Origin of the sequence: Corynebacterium silvaticum (assembly GCF_002162115.2) — a bacterium.
Classification (GTDB): Bacteria; Actinomycetota; Actinomycetes; order Mycobacteriales; family Mycobacteriaceae; genus Corynebacterium; species Corynebacterium silvaticum.
In genome coordinates, this window is sequence record NZ_CP021417.2 from 2,233,649 (window position 1) to 2,250,455 (window position 16,807).

General features: G+C 55.3%; 21 protein-coding genes. 8 read left to right on the forward strand and 13 right to left on the reverse strand.

The genetic code is table 11. The features are described 5' to 3' along the window. Window positions 1–59 precede the first annotated feature (59 nt). From CBE74_RS23045 to CBE74_RS23070, 6 genes are all read left to right on the forward strand, one after another. Window positions 60–371 (forward strand): hypothetical protein, encoded by a 312-nt coding sequence (locus CBE74_RS23045; RefSeq protein WP_087454946.1) that lies wholly within the window; start codon window positions 60–62, stop codon window positions 369–371. Then, window positions 371–628: a hypothetical protein gene (locus CBE74_RS23050; protein ID WP_087454592.1), complete on the forward strand. Its 258-nt coding sequence runs from the start codon at window positions 371–373 to the stop codon at window positions 626–628. Before CBE74_RS23045 ends, CBE74_RS23050 begins: the two co-directional genes overlap by 1 nt. 21 nt (window positions 629–649) lie before the next feature. Next, window positions 650–904 (forward strand): hypothetical protein, encoded by a 255-nt coding sequence (locus tag CBE74_RS23055; RefSeq protein ID WP_087454593.1) that lies wholly within the window; start codon window positions 650–652, stop codon window positions 902–904. 181 nt (window positions 905–1,085) lie between these two features. After that, window positions 1,086–1,352, forward strand: a complete 267-nt coding sequence (locus CBE74_RS23060) for a hypothetical protein (protein ID WP_087454594.1) — start codon at window positions 1,086–1,088, stop codon at window positions 1,350–1,352. Window positions 1,353–1,354: 2 nt separating this feature from the next. Then, a complete protein-coding gene (locus CBE74_RS23065) occupies window positions 1,355–1,603 on the forward strand; it encodes a hypothetical protein (RefSeq protein WP_087454595.1) in 249 nt (82 codons plus the stop codon). 13 nt (window positions 1,604–1,616) lie between these two features. Further along, window positions 1,617–1,865: a hypothetical protein gene (locus tag CBE74_RS23070; RefSeq protein ID WP_087454596.1), complete on the forward strand. Its 249-nt coding sequence runs from the start codon at window positions 1,617–1,619 to the stop codon at window positions 1,863–1,865. Window positions 1,866–1,907: 42 nt separating this feature from the next. Here CBE74_RS23070 and CBE74_RS23075 read toward each other — a convergent pair whose 3' ends face one another. Continuing rightward, complete coding sequence (locus CBE74_RS23075) at window positions 1,908–3,194, reverse strand: adenylosuccinate synthase (RefSeq protein WP_087454597.1); 1,287 nt, start codon at window positions 3,192–3,194, stop codon at window positions 1,908–1,910. Window positions 3,195–3,274: 80 nt separating this feature from the next. Here CBE74_RS23075 and CBE74_RS23080 point away from each other — a divergent pair, with 80 nt between their 5' ends. Beyond that, complete coding sequence (locus CBE74_RS23080) at window positions 3,275–4,129, forward strand: hypothetical protein (protein WP_087454598.1); 855 nt, start codon at window positions 3,275–3,277, stop codon at window positions 4,127–4,129. Here the strand turns inward: CBE74_RS23080 and CBE74_RS23085 are convergent, their stop codons facing one another. Next, window positions 4,130–5,230, reverse strand: coding sequence for an FUSC family protein (locus CBE74_RS23085; RefSeq protein ID WP_087454599.1), 1,101 nt, complete (start codon window positions 5,228–5,230; stop codon window positions 4,130–4,132). Window positions 5,231–5,363: 133 nt separating this feature from the next. Here CBE74_RS23085 and CBE74_RS23090 point away from each other — a divergent pair, with 133 nt between their 5' ends. After that, window positions 5,364–6,461 (forward strand): chymotrypsin family serine protease, encoded by a 1,098-nt coding sequence (locus CBE74_RS23090; RefSeq protein ID WP_087454600.1) that lies wholly within the window; start codon window positions 5,364–5,366, stop codon window positions 6,459–6,461. Window positions 6,462–6,474: 13 nt separating this feature from the next. Here CBE74_RS23090 and CBE74_RS23095 read toward each other — a convergent pair whose 3' ends face one another. The 11 genes from CBE74_RS23095 to CBE74_RS23145 all read right to left on the reverse strand — a co-directional run bounded on the left by CBE74_RS23095 (window position 6,475) and on the right by CBE74_RS23145 (window position 16,761). Beyond that, window positions 6,475–7,599, reverse strand: coding sequence for an FUSC family protein (locus tag CBE74_RS23095; protein WP_166741044.1), 1,125 nt, complete (start codon window positions 7,597–7,599; stop codon window positions 6,475–6,477). Between the two features lie 65 nt (window positions 7,600–7,664). Then, a complete protein-coding gene (locus tag CBE74_RS23100; protein WP_087454947.1) occupies window positions 7,665–8,264 on the reverse strand; it encodes an ABC transporter permease in 600 nt (199 codons plus the stop codon). Between the two features lie 55 nt (window positions 8,265–8,319). After that, entirely contained in the window at window positions 8,320–9,135 is an 816-nt protein-coding gene (locus CBE74_RS23105) for an ABC transporter ATP-binding protein (RefSeq protein WP_087454602.1), read from the reverse strand. Next, a complete protein-coding gene (locus CBE74_RS23110) occupies window positions 9,132–9,404 on the reverse strand; it encodes a PLDc N-terminal domain-containing protein (protein ID WP_087454603.1) in 273 nt (90 codons plus the stop codon). The genes CBE74_RS23105 and CBE74_RS23110 overlap by 4 nt, the downstream gene beginning before the upstream one ends. Then, the gene (locus CBE74_RS23115) at window positions 9,397–9,963 is read right to left on the reverse strand and encodes a DUF5808 domain-containing protein (RefSeq protein WP_087454604.1); all 567 of its coding nucleotides are present in this window, start codon (window positions 9,961–9,963) and stop codon (window positions 9,397–9,399) included. The genes CBE74_RS23110 and CBE74_RS23115 overlap by 8 nt, the downstream gene beginning before the upstream one ends. Next, entirely contained in the window at window positions 9,960–10,274 is a 315-nt protein-coding gene (locus tag CBE74_RS23120) for a PadR family transcriptional regulator (protein ID WP_087454605.1), read from the reverse strand. The genes CBE74_RS23115 and CBE74_RS23120 overlap by 4 nt, the downstream gene beginning before the upstream one ends. Window positions 10,275–10,389: 115 nt before the next feature. Continuing rightward, a complete protein-coding gene (locus CBE74_RS23125) occupies window positions 10,390–10,644 on the reverse strand; it encodes an LPXTG cell wall anchor domain-containing protein (RefSeq protein ID WP_225870150.1) in 255 nt (84 codons plus the stop codon). After that, window positions 10,604–13,582 carry an SdrD B-like domain-containing protein gene (locus CBE74_RS23130; RefSeq protein ID WP_233426046.1) on the reverse strand — a complete coding sequence of 993 codons (2,979 nt, stop codon included), beginning with the start codon at window positions 13,580–13,582 and terminating at the stop codon, window positions 10,604–10,606. Before CBE74_RS23130 ends, CBE74_RS23125 begins: the two co-directional genes overlap by 41 nt. Window positions 13,583–13,605: 23 nt before the next feature. Beyond that, complete coding sequence (locus tag CBE74_RS23135; protein WP_225870151.1) at window positions 13,606–14,253, reverse strand: hypothetical protein; 648 nt, start codon at window positions 14,251–14,253, stop codon at window positions 13,606–13,608. Between the two features lie 177 nt (window positions 14,254–14,430). Next, complete coding sequence (fbaA, locus tag CBE74_RS23140; RefSeq protein WP_013912436.1) at window positions 14,431–15,465, reverse strand: class II fructose-bisphosphate aldolase; 1,035 nt, start codon at window positions 15,463–15,465, stop codon at window positions 14,431–14,433. 153 nt (window positions 15,466–15,618) lie between these two features. Next, the gene (locus tag CBE74_RS23145) at window positions 15,619–16,761 is read right to left on the reverse strand and encodes a glycoside hydrolase family 76 protein (protein ID WP_087454606.1); all 1,143 of its coding nucleotides are present in this window, start codon (window positions 16,759–16,761) and stop codon (window positions 15,619–15,621) included. Window positions 16,762–16,807: the final 46 nt, after the last annotated feature.

Sequence of the window (16,807 nt, forward strand, 5' to 3'; positions counted from 1 at the left end):
TTCAGGCATCTCTAGAACATCTGTAGGAATTGACTCAGAAAGAGCAGAAAGGTCCCCTCTTGGGCTCTATCGAATATTTATTGCAGCAAGCTGGTTGGTTTGACAAGGCCATTGAGCAGCCAGGTAGTGGCTGGATCAGCTGGTTGGTAACCCCGGTTAAGCACTCCCTGGTTGATATTTTCAACGGAACTACTGGCGGAGTCATTGGTGGCGGTCGCGACCTCGCTATCGGCACCCACATCCCCAAGTTCTTCCAGGCGCTACTGAACCTCGATGGAGCTTCGTCGGAGGGACTCGGCTCTTCTAACCCGGATTGGTCCTCATCCGGATCATCTGCCAGCACCCCTACCCCCGTCAAGGAGGCAAACTAATGGGTTCCGTTGAAAGCTTCTTGACCAACGTTGGGGTCAGCCAGACCGTTGTTGATTACTTGCATGACCGTAAAGGCAGTGGCCTCATCGGTAGCTTCCTAAACCTCATCACCCCTTTCTTCGGCAAGGGCTTTGAGTCTGTGCGAGAGTTCTTCGGAGCGATCCTAAACCTGGATTCCGCCTCTACTGAGGGCCTGGGCTCTAGCGGAATTAATCTCTCCTCAGATAAAAGTCAGACCCCTCCAGCAAAAAACTAGTTCTTAAATAAGGAAGTAATCATGCACAACGCAATCCTAGCTGCAGCAGAAACCGCTACCCAGGACCAGGGCTTCTACAAGTTCTTCGATATCGTCTTCAAGAACCTCGCTACCGTCAATGACTTTATTGCACGTGGCATGGGCTCCTCGATGGCCGGCGATAAAGATGTAGAAAAAGGCAAGGGCTTCCAGTCCATCTTCCACCTTTTCCATGAGTGGCTAACCCAGGGTTCCTCCGCTCCCACCAAGCCAGCGGAAACCCCCAAGGCCGCTTAATTTTTAAGCATCCGCCAAAGGCACCCCCTCGGGGTGCCTTTTTAGTTCTCCAACACCACCCCACTGTGAGAAAAAATTCAATCGTAGAATTTCCTTAAAATACTGTTATAGTTTTAACGCTAAAACAAAAAAGTGCCCGATTATTATTATTGCGACACTCTCTCTCGTTTTAAGGACACATATGGGATCTATTGACTTTTTATTGCACCAAGCGGGCTGGTTCAAGGAATTTTCAGTCTCCTTCCTCACCAAAACCAACCTGGTAGAACTCCTCACGGGTAAGACCAACGACTGGTTTGTGGGCCCCACAGTTAAAAAGGCCCTGGGGCACATCCCTGAGTTTTTCAAGGCAGTCCTGGCTTTGGACGCTGCCTCATCACAAGGCTTAGGTTCTACAACCCCTGATTGGGGCTCAAGCAGCTCGTCGGCACCAAAGGTAAAGGGATAACCGTGGGCTCTCTTGAAACTTTCCTGCTCAACGTGGGTGCAGACCAAGAGCTGATCAATTTTCTCCACGGCAAGGGCACGGGATTGCTCAGCCGTGCGATCAATCTGCTGGCAAGTTTTTTCGGCGAGGGATTCACCCGCGCCAGGGCTTTCTTCCAGGCCGTATTTAACTTAGATTCCGCGTCGACAGAGGGGCTCGGCTCGGGAGTCCACGGCCTTTCCTACACCAAGCAAGCAGACACGAAACAATAAAGGAATTCTTTTTATGAGTAACACAGCTATCGTCGCCGCCGAAGCCGCCGCCAGCGCAGCAACAGAAGTAAAACAGGGCTTTTATAAGTTCTTTGAGATTGTCTTTAAGAACCTCGCGGTGGTTAATGAATTCATCGCCCGTGGTTTTGGGTCTTCCATTGCGGATGAAAAGAATGCCAAGGGCTTCTCCTCGGTTTTCCGCACTTTCCACACCTGGCTCACCACTGGATCTTCTGCTCCAGCACCCAAGCCAAAGGTGTAATGACATATGGGGCGGCTTCAGTCAGAAGCTCGCCCCATATCTTTATGCCATAACGTCGTGGCAAACAATCGTCTGGTCGCGTCCTGGCCCGACTCCGATGTAGGAAATACGGCAGCCAGATAGCTCTTCCAGCCGGCGCACATATGACTGCGCCTTTTCTGGCAGCTCCTCGAACGTGGTGCAGCCGGTGATGTCTTCGTCCCACGCCGGCATGGTCTCATAAATCGGTACTGCGTGGTGGAACTTGGATTGCGTCATCGGCATTTCATCGTGGCGCTCCCCGTCAACGTCGTAAGCAACGCAAATAGGAATTTCTCCGATGCCGGTTAGCACGTCCAGCTTGGTCAGGAAGAGATCGGTGAAACCGTTCACGCGAGATGCATAGCGTGCAATCACGGAATCGTACCAGCCACAACGGCGCTTCCGGCCGGTGTTCACTCCGACTTCGCCGCCTGTGGTCTGCAGGAACTCGCCCCATTTATCAAACAGCTCTGTGGGGAATGGTCCGGCACCCACACGGGTGGTGTACGCCTTGATGATGCCCAGGGAGCTGGTGATCTTGGTGGGCCCGATGCCTGCACCTACACATGCGCCACCCGCGGTGGGGTTGGAAGAGGTAACAAACGGATACGTGCCGTGGTCGACGTCCAGCATGGTGGCCTGGCCACCCTCCATGAGGACGTTCTTGCCTGCGTCGAGAGCCTCGTTGAGTACGAGTTCAGACTCGATGACCATGGGGCGCAGTCTTTCTGCGTAGCCCAGGAAGTACTGAACTATTTCTTCTGCGACGATGGCCTTGCGGTTGTACATCTTGACCAGGGTCTGGTTCTTTACGTCGAGTGCGGACTCGATCTTCTGGCGCAAGATGGACTCGTCAAAGACATCTTGCACGCGGATGCCTATGCGTGAGACTTTATCCGCATAGGCCGGCCCGATACCGCGACCAGTGGTGCCGATGGCACGCTTGCCCAGGAATCGCTCCTGAACCCGGTCGAGAACCTGGTGGTAGGGGGCCACAAGGTGAGCATTGGCGGAAACTTTGAGTCGTGATGCGTTGGCACCGCGAGATTCAAGCCCGTCGATTTCGTCGAAAAGCGCTTCAAGATTGATCACCACGCCGTTTCCCAGAATGGGGGTGGCGTTTTCCGAGAGAACACCAGCGGGCAGGAGCTTAAGCTCGTACTTTTCTCCACCGACTACCACTGTGTGACCTGCGTTGTTGCCGCCGTTGGGCTTGACCACGTAGTCAACCTGGCCGCCCAGGATGTCGGTTGCTTTGCCTTTGCCTTCGTCGCCCCATTGGGCACCGACGATCACGATTGCTGCCATGATTTACACGTCCTTGACTTTAGAATGCTCACAGACGTTTCATCATTGTACATACAAGCTCGTTTTCTGCCCTCCTCACCATGACAGATCACACACTTCCCAGAATTATTATCGCCTGCTGCGGCACTCCGCCCCCGAGCATTTCCGCCGACCGAATAGAACAGCTTTCGGCTATCCCTACCCGTAAGGAGCTGCGCTTTCTCGACCAAGAAGCCGCTGCGATCCTGCCGGAAGACCCCACGCCTTCCCTCGCTGAGATAGCGGCCATGCCCGATGTCCCGCATTTGGGGTCTCCTCAGTATGCGCCGCAACAGGTGGATCGCCCGTTACGCGTGGTGGTGATGGGTTCCGACGCCGCCCTCTCCGCCGTCATCACGCGCCTGATGCGCGCCGACACCCTGTGGGTCGAGGTCGCCTTTGTCCCCACCGAACAGGACTCGCGTGTGGCGCACCTCTGGCAGCTCCCCTCTGATCCCTTGGCCTTCGCGCTTTCGGGCGCAGTTCGCCCCAAGCCACTCTTGCGTGACGACGCCGGCATCGTCGTCGCAGGCATCGCCACGGTCACTGCGTGGGACGCGGGAGAGATTACCGGGGAGATCATCGTGGATGACCACGTGCTGATTCACCACCAAGGCAAGCGAAAAGCACCCCGCCGAGGCGTCTTCGGGGCACAACTCACCTCTACGTTGGATGCTCCCGGCGCGCAAGGGAACGTGATCGTGACTCCGCTGCGAGAGCCGGAGGTCAGTAGTTTCGTCGCAAAGCTAGGAAAGCGCGAGTTCGGGCTTATCGACGAAGACACCTGGCTGGGACGAGCCTTGCAGGGCGGCGGCATCGATTTCCGGGTTGAGGTCGATGGGGTTTCGCGGAAGCGGCCGGTAGATCGGGTGACGTTTTATCGACATCTGCGGGATCTGCAGTCGGTGCGCCCCTAATCATTCTTCCCACAGCTCGGGCGGGTATGCCGGGGTGGATGATGTCGGGGCGAGGACGGCGACGGCAGATTCACGGGACAACCCGCAGACCTGCAGCAAATCCACGATGATAGAACGCGATTGCGCGAGGACCACCTGGGCGGAGAGCACCCCGGAGTCGGCTATGTCGGGAGTGCAGCGGCCGCCGAGAAAGCGCAAGCGTCGGACGAGCTCGGGAATCTCGGCTGGGTTGTCGTTGGAGCTGGCTATGCCCTCCACAATGTCCGCCAGTTCTTCGATGATCGTAAGCTGTTCTGCGGTGACAGTGTCGTGGTCTTCCACCAGGATCTGCGCACGGCGCGCGAGCACTCGGGTGTTACGGATGGCGTTATCCACCGGTGCAAGGATGCGGACAAAGGATCGGACACGATGCCGCGAGGCCCAGAGCAGCGGAGACACGGTGCTTTCCTCCTGACCAGACTTGGCGGCTTCGAGCATCGCGTTGATAGAGACTTGCGATCCCCTAGCCCGCTCCAGCTCTTCCCGGATGATGTCGGGGTCTGCGGTCTTAAGGCCCACGGCGACATGCTTGAGGACCGTGCTGGCGAGCCGGAGCACCGCGGAGACTTCACGACGTCCCTCCGCGAGCGGGGAGTGCGGCAGCAGCGCCATAACGACGATGCCCGTGATACAGCCGAGGAAAGCGTCGATCATGCGATCCGGCCCCGCAGAGGTCCCCGGAGGCATGATTGTGGCGATCAGAATCGAGCCAATGGCTACCTGATTGATCAAGAGTTGGCTCTTGGACAGGAAGGTGGCCACAAACAGCGAGACAAAGATCTCGAGCGGCATCTGCCAGTGTCCCACGCCAATTCCCATGATGAGGAGATCGCCAAGCCCCACGCCGATGGAACAGCCAATGGAGAGTTCTATCGCCTTTTTAATTCTGTTTCCGCTGGTCAGGCCAAGGATGATGATAGCTGCCATCGGTGCGAAGAAAGGTTTGTCATGCCCAATAAGGTTGCGGGCGATCCAAAAAGCGATGCCTGCCGCGAGCGACATCTGAACAATAGATAGGAAACTTCGTCTGAGCCTTAGCACCCTCTCCTTGATATCCAGCATGTTTGCCAGCTTAGTTGATTCTCATTGCATAAGTATTTATTATCTTCCGCCCCCACCTGAGGGAAAAAACTCATCTACCTTCCAACCCAAAATAAATTCATAATGCAATTTGCAATCAACCGGAAGGAAACCGATGCACCTCAAACGCAAATTAGCGACGGTGCTTGTAGTCGCAGCCCTCTTGCCTCTCCCCGTGGCAAGCGCCCAAGACTCTCCCTCAGTTCCCGCAGCTGTTGATCAGGGAGACCGGCTACTGATTCAAAAAACCGCCAACATGCTTGGCGTATGCACTGTGGGCTACGTAGACACCGAGAACAATCGCGTGTGGACCGATGCTCACTGCGGCAACGATGGCGCCGAGGTATATGACGAATACCAGCAGACCATCGGCACCCTGCGCCATGTCTACCCAAACGAGTGGGCAACACTGAGCAACAACACAGACATGCAGTGGAGCGTCAATAGCCGCGCATCTGACCTGGCTTACGTGGAGATTTCCGATCCTAACGTCCTCGGAAAGAACTACTTCTCCCAGGACGCAGTTGCTGAGCCAGAGGTCGGCGACGTCCTTTGCGCCTACGGCAGCCGCACCCAGCGCATTGCGTGCTCCCCCATCACCAATATCAGCGGACCGGTGGTCATCACCGGTAACATCGGATCCGACCACGGCGATTCGGGCGGACCTGCATGGGTAGAGGGCAAGGGCTACATCGGCCAGCTTCTCGGAGCAGACCACGTCTGGCGCTCGGACAAGGGTGAAGTAACCACCACCGTTTTCCGCAAGATCGGCACCAATGACCTGCGCAATCCCCTCGACTTGCGCCAGCAGCTGCCGTACTACGACCTAGACTTTGACCGCCTCCGCCACCCAGAGGTAACCACCACGGGGAACAGCGATCAGATCCTCCGCGAAAAGGCAGAGCGCGACCGCGCCGAGCGCGACCGCGTTGCACGTGCGATGATGGGCGATCTGGATTCGCGTCTAGGCCGTGCACGTGAAGACGAGCGCACGCTTGAGCACCGCACCAACGAGTTGGAGAATGAGGTAAACGGCGAGTCCAACCGTGAGCGCCGCGAGGAGCTAGAGCGTGACCTGGAGAATGCTAAGGCTACGCGCGACGTGCTGAAGGAGCAGAAGGAAGCGCTAGAGCGCACCGAGAAGCAGCGTTCCACCAACAACGCAGATTCTCAGGGCTCTTCCGGCGGATTCTTCAAGTTCTTCCGTCGCTAGAAGCAGCCGAGAATCATTCACCATCGTTCCAGATTTTCCTCACTGTGGCTGGGTGTTCCGAGGTAGGGGCGAGAACTTCTACCGCGGAGCGCCTGGACTGGCCACATATTTGGAGCAGATCCACGGTCAATGATCGGGTCTGTGCCAACACGGCCTGAGCGGAGAGCACTCTCCCCTCGGCCACATCTAAGCCCGAGCGTGCGCCGGCGTCCTTGAGGATGCCGACCAGCTTGGGCACTTCTGCGTTTTCAGAGACTTCCGTGTTTCCAAAGTAGAGATTCGAGAGCCGTTCAGACACACAAGCCAGGGTCTCTATCAGATCGATCTGTTGCGCGGACACCTCATCTTGGTCTTCGCAGATCACCAGCGCCCGGCGCGCGAGCACACGCGTATTGCGCATCGCGTTGTCCACGGGGTTGAGAATCCTCATCATCGAACGGATCCGGCGGCGTTGCGCCCAGAGCAGTGGCGACGCCTGGATTGTCTCCTTGCCCATGTTGGCAGCGGCGATCATCTGGTTGATCTGCCCTTGGGTGCCACGCGCTAGGATAAGGGCATCAGCGATAGCGTCAGCGTCGCCCATGCGCAGCGCACTGGCAACCTTGCGCTGGACAACAGCCACCACGCCAAGAATATTTGCGATTTCCCGCCTGCCCGAGCGTAAGGGAGAGTCCGGAATGAGCGCTATAACCGCGATCCCCACCAGGCCGCCCACCAGCGCGTCGAGCATGCGGTCAGTGCCTCCCGAGGTACCCGGCGGGAGAATCGTTGCAATCAGGACTGCTGCGAACGACGCCTGATTAGCCACCAGCACCCCCTTGTCCGCGACAGTGCCCAGCACAATGGAAAGAGCCACTGCGACCGAGATCTGCCAGACCCCAGAACCGACAAGGGCGATGAGGACGTCGCCAAGCCCCACGCCGATGCTCACCCCCAGGACGAGTTCAAAGGAACGGCGGAATCGTTCTCCGCCTGTTGTGCTCAGCACAATCACCGTGGCCATCGGAGCGAAAAAGGGCTGTTCATGGCCAAAAAGGTGCAGACCCACCCAGTAGGATAACCCCGCCGCAAGCCCCGCCTGGATCACATAAATCCAATTAGAGCGCAGCCGCATCAGCCCCTGATGGAATCTGTTCATCCGTTGTGTCTGTGACCACGTAGGTGCCATAAGTTCCTCAATCTACTCTGTTACCTGAGTAAATCTTAGTCGCCCTGAATTTCTATGCGGTCGTACAGCCGCATCGCCGCATAAAGAACCACACACGCAAGGGGCACGCTGACCCATGCTGGCGGTGCAGATTCCCAGATTGCGGTGAGCTGTATCAAGAGAAAAACTGCGCATCCTACACCGGCTGCAGCAACCATTCGCTGCCAGATCACAGCCGCACCGGTAATCACCGCAAGCACAAGCGTCATCTGCATAAACCATTCGCTGCTTCTGCTTGCAGACAATGCGGCTTCCCCAAAAATCAGGTTGGTTGCGACCCACACTATCAACGTTCCTAGCGTTACGACGCCCACCGAAAGCGCATAATAACTGAATACCTTGGAGCTAATGTATGCACGACGCGACACATTCCGGCTCAGCACAAGGACGGCTTCCCCACCGCTAAGGCCTCCGCTTATTCCGTGAGCGGACACGATAATAATAGTGATGCTGATGACTTGGTGTAAGTTTTTCTCCCATTGCGCATACGAGTCCCGCCACGTGGGCTCAGGCATCGACAAGCTCTGAATTATGTCGGGCATAAACCATGCAGTGACTGGAGAAGCTACAGCAAGAAAGAGTCCCAGCCCTAACACAATGTGGCTGCTAGGAATCGACATTATTCTTCGCAGTTCGTAGGCCCATAAGACTTTATTGCCGTTCAAGGCACACCGCCTCATAAACATCCTGCAAGGTAGATGTTTCGATTGTCACTGGTACTCCCCATTGGGCTTGCAAGGCAGCACGCAAGGCCTCGTCTCCGGGGAGTCGGAGGTATGTGTTGGCAGACCGGTGTGCTGCTAACACATCTTGTATCTCCCCCTCAAGCACAAGTTTTCCCTTATGCAGCAGGCCTACGTGGTCGCACACGTTTTGGACGTCGGCAAGCAAGTGCGAAGTAAAAAGGACTGTGGTCTGCCCGCGCAGTTGCTTGATGATAGCTAAAACATCAGCACGCCCTAGTGGGTCGAGCGCGCTCGTGGGCTCGTCCAACACGAGTAATCGCGGTGCGCCTATCAGGCTGGCAGCGATGCCCAGACGCTGCACCATTCCTCGCGAAAAACCTCCCACGGTGCTTCTGGCCCCTGCCAGCCCAACAAGGTCTAACAGATCGTGTGCTCGATCAGCCACCTGATCTGATTCCACTCCAGACACCCGGCCTAAATATATGAGCGCATCTATGGGTTTCATCCACGCGGCAAAGCGGGGAACATCTGGCAAATAAGCTATCTGATTACTGGGCTCTGGTGGCAATGTCCCTCGAGGCAGTCCGAGTACTGTTGCACTTCCCGAGGTAGCAGCAGCAAAGCCCAGCAGAATCCTGATAGTTGTGGTCTTTCCCGCACCATTCGAGCCGATAAACCCATATATAGAGCCTTCAGGAACGTTCATGGAAAGATTATCCACAACGACTACATCGCCATAACGCTTGCTCAGATTCTGCGTTTGCACAGCTAACACGGTCATAGAGCATCCCCATAAAGCTGTTCAATCGTTTTTGCGCCTTTAGTGGGCTGCGTTCGTTCCGGTTGATCGCGATGCTTCCGGTCCCGGAAATACACGACCAAAAACACAATGCTTCCCACCGTTTGTCCCACCAAGATCGCTACTATCCATACCCACCGGGGCTGTTCAGCTAATCGCCGATCCCCGAGCCGCACAACATATAAAAGCGCCGTTACTGTCAGAGCTCCTTGCAGCGCGATCAACCACCACAAAGGTGCGAACTCACTCATTGTCCTTTGCCCTCAACGTTGCATCCAGGTTGAGCAGCGCGGATTTGACGGTGGTCACTACCACGGCGGTAGTGACCACGGGAAAGCTCAGAACAGCGATCGTGGAAAGCGGCCGCGAATCAGCTTTGATCGCACATATGTCTAGGAACGCCATAGTTTGCACCCCCAGGGTTTGCGCTTTTACGGTCACGTCTTTATCGGCGCTCCACAACGCCATTGCCCCACTCAGCGCGGTATAAGGCACAAGTTTTTGTTTACTGGCGACGCAAGCCGTCAGCGCCACAACGCCGGTGCCGATAAAGGGCATGTACTTCAGGGCTTTGAGCGTTTGCGACGGCACATACTCCTGCAAATCCGGCAGCGAATCATCCGGTCGCACTAGCCCCAACTTGACGGCAAGCGCCCCTACATTGAGATCCCATCCAATTCCCAATGATCGCGGCACAAAAAGAGCCGGGTTCTCTGGCTCGAAGATTTTAAATTGCGTCTGCGGAGAATGCACTGCGACGCCAAAAATCTTTATGGTTCCGTCTTGTTTTCGTTCATAAAAGCTGGTCATTTCCCAATCCCTTCCAGGTGTTCGTTGACAAATACGGACAGTGCGCGCCATTCCTGCGCCAGTTCTGTTATGCGCTGGCTCCCCTTCTCTGTGACCGAATAGATCTTGCGAGGTGGCCCCGAAGGCGATTCCTCCCAATGGCTACCGATCCACGCGTGCTTTTTCATTCGGGTTAGCAGTGGGTAAAGAGTTCCCGAAGAGACCTCCATCCCCAGATGCTCAATGAGCGCACCACCATAGGTGGGTTCCTTTTCCAAGGCCGCCAAAACGATCAGTTCCAGTACGCCTTTTCTTAATTGTGATTCCGCCATCTCACCTTCTATGTGTCGCCTATTACTATGCAATACATAGTAGACAGGTTGTGCAGACATGCACAAGGGCGGTACACCTCGCAATGAGATGTACCGCCCTTAGTTCTATGGATTATTACTTATTCTTACGACGCGCAACGAGTGCAGCGCCTGCAAGGACAAGCACTAGTGCCGCTACGAGCAGCCCCATAACACTTGCACCAGTGGTAGCCAGCATCGGAGACTTCTTTGCCTCTGCCTTTGGTGTCACCTTTGTCGGCTCGACCTTCGACTCAGCCTTCGGCTCAGCTGGTTTAGGTGCGGTGGTAGGAGCGGGCGCAGGAGCGTTGCTACTTCCATTGCTGCTTCCGCTTACCAAAGCAGCTAGCAAACCAACACCGCCTAACGCCACCAGCGATGAGCAGGTTACGAATCAGATCGCTGTTGCCTTCAGGAACCGGGTACGTGATGGTGACGGTTCCGTTGTTTGTTCCGGGGTTTCCGTCCGCATCTTCACCGTTGTACTTCACGGTATCCGGACTTCCTACAAAGTCCGGCTCAGGCGTGAATGTGAAGTTTCCGTTCTCGTCGATAGTCCAGACACCCTGGCCAGGAACGGTCATCTTCTTGCCATCTTCCGAGATCTCAGCGCCTTCAGGCTGGCCGTCTTCGACAAACTTCACGGTTTCTGGAAGCAAATCTGCAGGATAATCGGGGTGGTTTCCCTTACCTGGGGTAACGGTAACCGGCTCACCGGTCTCGCCCTTATCCACAAAGTGCGGCAGCGGGAACTCGCCATCGCTTTCTTTCGGAATAACAATCGGCGTGTAGTGAGCAACGTGAGTTACTTCGCCCTGGGTGGCGGTAACCACCACGGTCTTTGCTACACCAACAAAGTCAGGATGGGGCTCAAAGGTAACCACGCCATCGCTATCGATGGTGAACGTACCCTGACCTGGCACCTCTACCTTGTCGGTGGGGTTGTCGGAGGCGTCGACAAGCTTATACTCAACCAGAAGGGTCGGATCGACCCCTGGGAACATTTCTGCAGGAGTGATGCCCGCGTCCGTGATGTTTCCAAATTTCTCCGAGTCATTGTCGGTTGACTTCTGGGTCTCACCTTGGTGGGCCACGGTCACCGAGTTCTTGGTCTCCGGCTCAAAGATGTAGCCATCGTCCAGGTTCGGGGTATCCTCCCCAACCTTGACCTCAGCGGTGGCAGTCTCACCAGTGATCGGATCAGCGTTGGAGTCCTTCTCCTTGGTAACGTCCGCATCCGAGGACTTCTTGGTCAGATTTTCCGTCTCACCGAAGCACACGGAATAATCGGTACCAGGGGCAAGGTTCTCGAACTTATACGTGCCGTCTTCCCCGGTTTCCACGGGGTTAACGCTCTCGACGGGATTGCCGTCCCTGAGCAAGGTAACGGTCACGCCAGCGCGCGGCTTCTCGTTATCGTCGCGGATACCATCCCTATCGGCATCGAACCAGGTCATACCGGACAGTGAACCCAACTTAACGAAGCTGAAGTCCAAGGTCAGATCCTGAGCGCCGTCCTTGGTCAGCGCGCCCGGCGCGGTTTCCTCGCTCTTGGTGGAGGAGTCTTCCGCCGTGTTAGTTGCGTCGGACTTAGCAGGAACAAAGCCTTCAGGATCTTTTACAACCTCAACGGTGTAGCTTTGATCATCTTTCAGAACCGGAAGGTTCTCAAAGAGGTACTTGCCCTTGTCATCGGTGAGAGCATTGGCGACTAGCTTGCCGTCGATGTCCTTAGCCGGGTTGCCTTCCGGATCAAGAATCCTTAGCTCAACGCCAGGGATGCCGCTGTCGTCGCCATCATTCTGGATGCCGTCATTGTTCTTGTCATGCCAGACAAAATCACCAACGGAAACCGTAGGCGCAAAGGAAACAACAACTAGACCTGCGTCTACGTCGAGACGATCAGACTGCAGATCAATAACATCGGTGAGACCGATGCTGTTGAGCTTAGATTCTTTCACATCAGAATCTTGCTCAGTCTTACCGTCTACGTCAGGGCCAGGAACCGTAAAAGCAGTGAAAGGTTTGTCGTCTGAGGTACGCGCAGCAGAGTAGTCGAACTGTACCTTGTACTTGCCCTTGGGCAGGTTTTCAAAGAGGTACTCGCCATTATCGCCGGTGATTATCTCATAAGGCTTATCTGTTCCGGGTTGTTTAACAGGATTACCCTGCTCATCCAGCAGCGATACCTTGACGTTTTTAACGCCTGGCTCGCCATCCGTTTGCAGGCCATCAGAGTCCTGGTCAAACCAAACCTTGTCGCCCAAGGAGACCAAGGGTTCTGGCTTCTTCTCGACCGTGAACTTGAGGTCTTCTACCTCGCCACCCTGCACAACGCCGGTGGGTTGCAGCATATCATCAGCCTTGACACCTTCGCCGCCTACACGGATGCGGGCGTAGTAGTCCTTACCGGGCTCAGGCTTGTTGGCAGCGTCACTCCAGTCGAAGGCGACGTTGCCATCCTTTACTACGCCAACGCGACGCTCAGAGTCGTCGAATGTACCGTTGTTGTCCAGGTCCACCCATGCCACAACGTCGCTATCTTTAGCGGTTGCGGGGAAAGTGACCTTGCCGTTCGACTTCTCAAAGCCGTCTTTGAAAGCGTTCGGTGAGACGTCTTCCTCGGAGTCCTTCTTAGCGTCATCGCTCCAGTTTCGGCCGCCGTCGCGAGTTGAGATGTCATTATCGACGCGGTTCTTGGCCTCAAAAGCAACGTCCGGGTTCTGCTTTGGCTGACCCGTCACATTCCAGTTATCCAGGATGTGGCTGGCTTCCCCATAAGACTTCGGCGCATCGCCTTGATCCGTAGGGATGAAGATACCTGCGACAACACCTTGGCGAGAGCCAGTCTTGCCACGCGGGTGATTGTCCAGGGTGACGGAAACCGTCTTAGCACCACGGCTGACCAGGAGCGGCTGAGACTGCGGAATGGATTTCCATTCTCCGCCTTCCTCGTTCAGCTCTGTGTCCACCCAGCCATAGCTCTTGTCACCGTTTTGCAAAGACCACTCATCGCCGGGCTTTACGACGATCGGATCATAAGGTTTCGCACCATCCGGAACTTCTTTGGGTACGGAAGGATCTTTATCTACAAAGTAGTAACGCTTCTCTTTGCCGACAAGGTCCTGAATAACCTGCCAACCACCGTTAGCATCTGTCACTAGCCCAAGGTTCTCTGGAACTCCGCCACGACGCTGTGCTTGGACACCATCAATTTTAAAGGTCGTACCGTAAGGATTGTTGTGGTCTTCCACCTTGATTCCGGTGGACTCACCGTCAGAAGCAATCACGTCGAGAGAGATCGGCTTGCCATTCAGGGTGCCTTGAATGGCAAGGTCAAAGTGTAGCCCTGGTTTCCTACAGCATCAGCATTACCATCAAACAGGTCAGGGTTAAGGTACTGGCTGATCTGCCACTTTGCACCGGAATCACTGGGATATAAAACATCCCTGTCAAACCATTTATCGCGCTCCGAGTTACGTCCGGCAAGCGCAGCAAAATCGATCGGCCGGAAAAAATCATTCCACGTCACGTTACGTGCCCAGATGCCGCCGTTGTCCACAGTGAGCGGTGTTCCGTTGCTGCTCTGAGCATCGGAATACATAGCCTTAATGCTCTTGATGGTTACGGTGACTTCCATCCCTTTAGGCACACCATCAGCCTCTTTGTAGGTATAGGTGTCGTCCTCTTTGATGCGTTTGCCGCCAAAGCCGCCTTCATTGTTTTCCGCACTATTGGCGTACCACTTATTTTGAAGTTCGTCGCCACTGGCTACCTTGGAGAAATCAAAGAAGAAAATCTCATTGGCAAATTTCGCATCTGGATTGCTGCTAGTAAATGCATTAGTTGTTCCGTCATCGACGGCCGCAAAGGCTGAGGGTGCCGTTACGGTTAAGCCTGAGATGGCAAGGGTTGCGGCTGTAGTGATTGCCACAATCCGAGGACCAGGTCTATTACCCATTGGGGTCTCCTAGAGAAGGAATGATTAAGTTAACCAGCCCAGCTAAGCAGCATATTTGCTACAGGTCAAAGAACCAATGAGTAATATGTTTTGGTTAAAAGCCAATCCACAGTTTTGTATAAAAAATGCCCGGTCAGCACTAAGCGACCGGGCATTAAAATATATACAGCTCTAAGTTTACTTGGTTACGGAGGTACCCACTGAGTGCAGGTCGTGGCAAGCCTCGATGATGCGCTCGGACATGCTCTGCTCAGCCTTCTTCATGTAAGAGCGAGGGTCGTAGACCTTCTTGTTTCCAACTTCGCCGTCGACCTTGAGCACGCCGTCGTAGTTAGAGAACATGTGAGCAGCAATTGGGCGAGAGAATGCGTACTGGGTGTCAGTGTCCACATTCATCTTGATCACGCCGTAGGTCAATGCCTCCTCGATCTTCTCCTTCTCGGAGCCGGAGCCACCGTGGAAGACGAAGTCGAATGGCAAAGCGGAGTCGTCGAGGCCGAGTAGCTTGCGGGCAACCTTCTGTCCCTCAAGAAGAACCTCTGGGCGCAACTTAACGTTGCCTGGCTTGTACACACCGTGGACGTTGCCAAAGGTGGCAGCCAGCAGGTAGCGGCCATTCTCGCCGGTACCGAGGGCGTTGATGGTCTTCTCAAAATCCTCTGGAGTGGTGTAGAGGTTGGCGCCAGCCTTGGCTTCCACGCCGTCTTCTTCGCCACCGACAACACCGATCTCAGCCTCAAGGATGATGTGAGCGTTTCGTGCCTTCTGGAGCAGCTCTTGAGCAATCGCAAGGTTCTCATCGATAGGAACAGCGGAACCATCCCACATGTGCGACTGGAACAGTGGAAGCTCGCCGCGATCTACGCGCTCCTGAGAAATAGCGATCAGGGGGCGAACGTACTCGTCCAGAACTTCCTTCTGGCAGTGGTCGGTATGCAGAGCAACGTTAATGCCGTAGCTCTTTGCTGCCTCGTGAGCGAATGCGGCGAGAGCCACGGCACCCTTGACCTTGTTCTTTACCGCAAGGCCGGAACCGAACTCCGCGCCACCGGTAGAGAACTGAATAATGCCGTCGGACTCAGCTTCAGCGAAACCCTTCAGAGCTGCGTTGATGGTTTCAGAAGAGGTGCAGTTGATGGCTGGGAAGGCGAATCCGCCTGCCTTAGCCCGATCCAGCATCTCGTTGTAGACCTCGGGAGTTGCGATAGGCATGAAAAATCCTCCAGTTGGATTAGCTTATTCGTTTCATCTGTGAGCACGATTGCTCGTAGCCTGTATCCCAGTATGCCAGCAACCCCAGCAGAATGCTTCCCTTCAATCTGAAAAGTTAGGAGAGAAATCACACAGATTCGGACATAACCGAAACTATTCAGACTCAACTATGTGTGCGGCGGCCTCTAGCAGCATCCACCCAGAGAGTTGCACGGACAGGTCACGTTCGTCGATACGCACTACATTCACTATGTCGCTCAGCGCCGAGCCTCCCACGCCAAAGTTGTGGGGAAGTTTCGCGTCATCGGTCCAGTCGGTGGCAAATACTGGAAGGCCATCGACCTCTAGGCGGTGATTCCACACACTTTCCGCCGAGGACATCACCAAACGCTTAGCGATGTTGCGGGCAGAGCGATTAGCCTCGCCGTCTTCGGGCAGCCGCACCGCCGCATCCGCGAGGTAGCGCGCCAAAATCCCTTTGAACAGCCCACCGTCGCCGTCGCCGGTTACCCAGTCGATCACTCCCGATGGCGTTGCCATTTCCTTGGCCACCGCATGGATTACGGCACGCGCATGAGCTAGGTATGTGATCGATTCTTCATACGTTGCTTCGTCGGCACGCAACGCCTCAGCGATTTCCACGCATGCCCCGATAACCACGCCTTGGCAATAAGGATGCGTGTATTTAACCAGCTCGGGACCCCGCATACTCATGCGGAGGCCATCCATCACCAGGCCTTTTTCATCAATAAGATTGTCAAAAATCCAGTCGATGATCTCGCGAGCTTTGGCAATGTCACCATTGCGCGCAAGCATGATAGCTGCGGGGCCATTTGTCGGAACGTTAAAGAAGTGCTCCCCTACCCGCCACGGCAACACGCCCACCAGGGAATCCGCACCACCGACAATATTGGCTTCCAGTGCACGCAGGTGTTTACGTTTACCGCGTCCACGCATACGACGTTCCCGGTCCAGGGCAAGTGCCAGCCAGGATTTATCGTCGTAATAGTTATTGCGAGTCAGCTTGCCCAGGTTGCGGATCTGGATGCCTGCGATGGTCTCCCGGATTCGTTGCTTGCGGGCCTTACTGGGGCGGCGAATGGCGGCGTCGACAAGGCAATCTAGATAGTGCGCTTGCCACCAGTAATGCCACCGATAAAAAAGCTTTTCTTTAATATTCGGTGGCCACGCTACGACGGCTAAATTCGTGCGAGGCAGGCCCCACAACGACGACGCATGCCTCTCGTTAATCGCAGATTCAGCGAGATCGGCACGATGCAGCCATATTTCGTTCAACGTGATACCTACTCTTCTCGTAGAAAAGCCCGCCACCAGCTGGTGC

Excerpts from the sequence above, each read along its gene's own strand:
- CBE74_RS23050 (WP_087454592.1), top strand. The coding sequence starts at position 371 with ATGGGTTCCGTTGAAAGCTTCTTGACCAACGTTGGGGTCAGCCAGACC.
- CBE74_RS23055 (WP_087454593.1), top strand. The coding sequence starts at position 650 with ATGCACAACGCAATCCTAGCTGCAGCAGAAACCGCTACCCAGGACCAG.
- CBE74_RS23060 (WP_087454594.1), top strand. The coding sequence starts at position 1,086 with ATGGGATCTATTGACTTTTTATTGCACCAAGCGGGCTGGTTCAAGGAA.
- CBE74_RS23070 (WP_087454596.1), top strand. The coding sequence starts at position 1,617 with ATGAGTAACACAGCTATCGTCGCCGCCGAAGCCGCCGCCAGCGCAGCA.
- CBE74_RS23075 (WP_087454597.1), bottom strand. The coding sequence starts at position 3,194 with ATGGCAGCAATCGTGATCGTCGGTGCCCAATGGGGCGACGAAGGCAAA.
- CBE74_RS23080 (WP_087454598.1), top strand. The coding sequence starts at position 3,275 with ATGACAGATCACACACTTCCCAGAATTATTATCGCCTGCTGCGGCACT.
- CBE74_RS23085 (WP_087454599.1), bottom strand. The coding sequence starts at position 5,230 with ATGCTGGATATCAAGGAGAGGGTGCTAAGGCTCAGACGAAGTTTCCTA.
- CBE74_RS23090 (WP_087454600.1), top strand. The coding sequence starts at position 5,364 with ATGCACCTCAAACGCAAATTAGCGACGGTGCTTGTAGTCGCAGCCCTC.
- CBE74_RS23095 (WP_166741044.1), bottom strand. The coding sequence starts at position 7,599 with ATGAACAGATTCCATCAGGGGCTGATGCGGCTGCGCTCTAATTGGATT.
- CBE74_RS23105 (WP_087454602.1), bottom strand. The coding sequence starts at position 9,135 with ATGACCGTGTTAGCTGTGCAAACGCAGAATCTGAGCAAGCGTTATGGC.
- CBE74_RS23110 (WP_087454603.1), bottom strand. The coding sequence starts at position 9,404 with ATGAGTGAGTTCGCACCTTTGTGGTGGTTGATCGCGCTGCAAGGAGCT.
- CBE74_RS23115 (WP_087454604.1), bottom strand. The coding sequence starts at position 9,963 with ATGACCAGCTTTTATGAACGAAAACAAGACGGAACCATAAAGATTTTT.
- CBE74_RS23120 (WP_087454605.1), bottom strand. The coding sequence starts at position 10,274 with ATGGCGGAATCACAATTAAGAAAAGGCGTACTGGAACTGATCGTTTTG.
- CBE74_RS23135 (WP_225870151.1), bottom strand. The coding sequence starts at position 14,253 with ATGGGTAATAGACCTGGTCCTCGGATTGTGGCAATCACTACAGCCGCA.
- fbaA (WP_013912436.1), bottom strand. The coding sequence starts at position 15,465 with ATGCCTATCGCAACTCCCGAGGTCTACAACGAGATGCTGGATCGGGCT.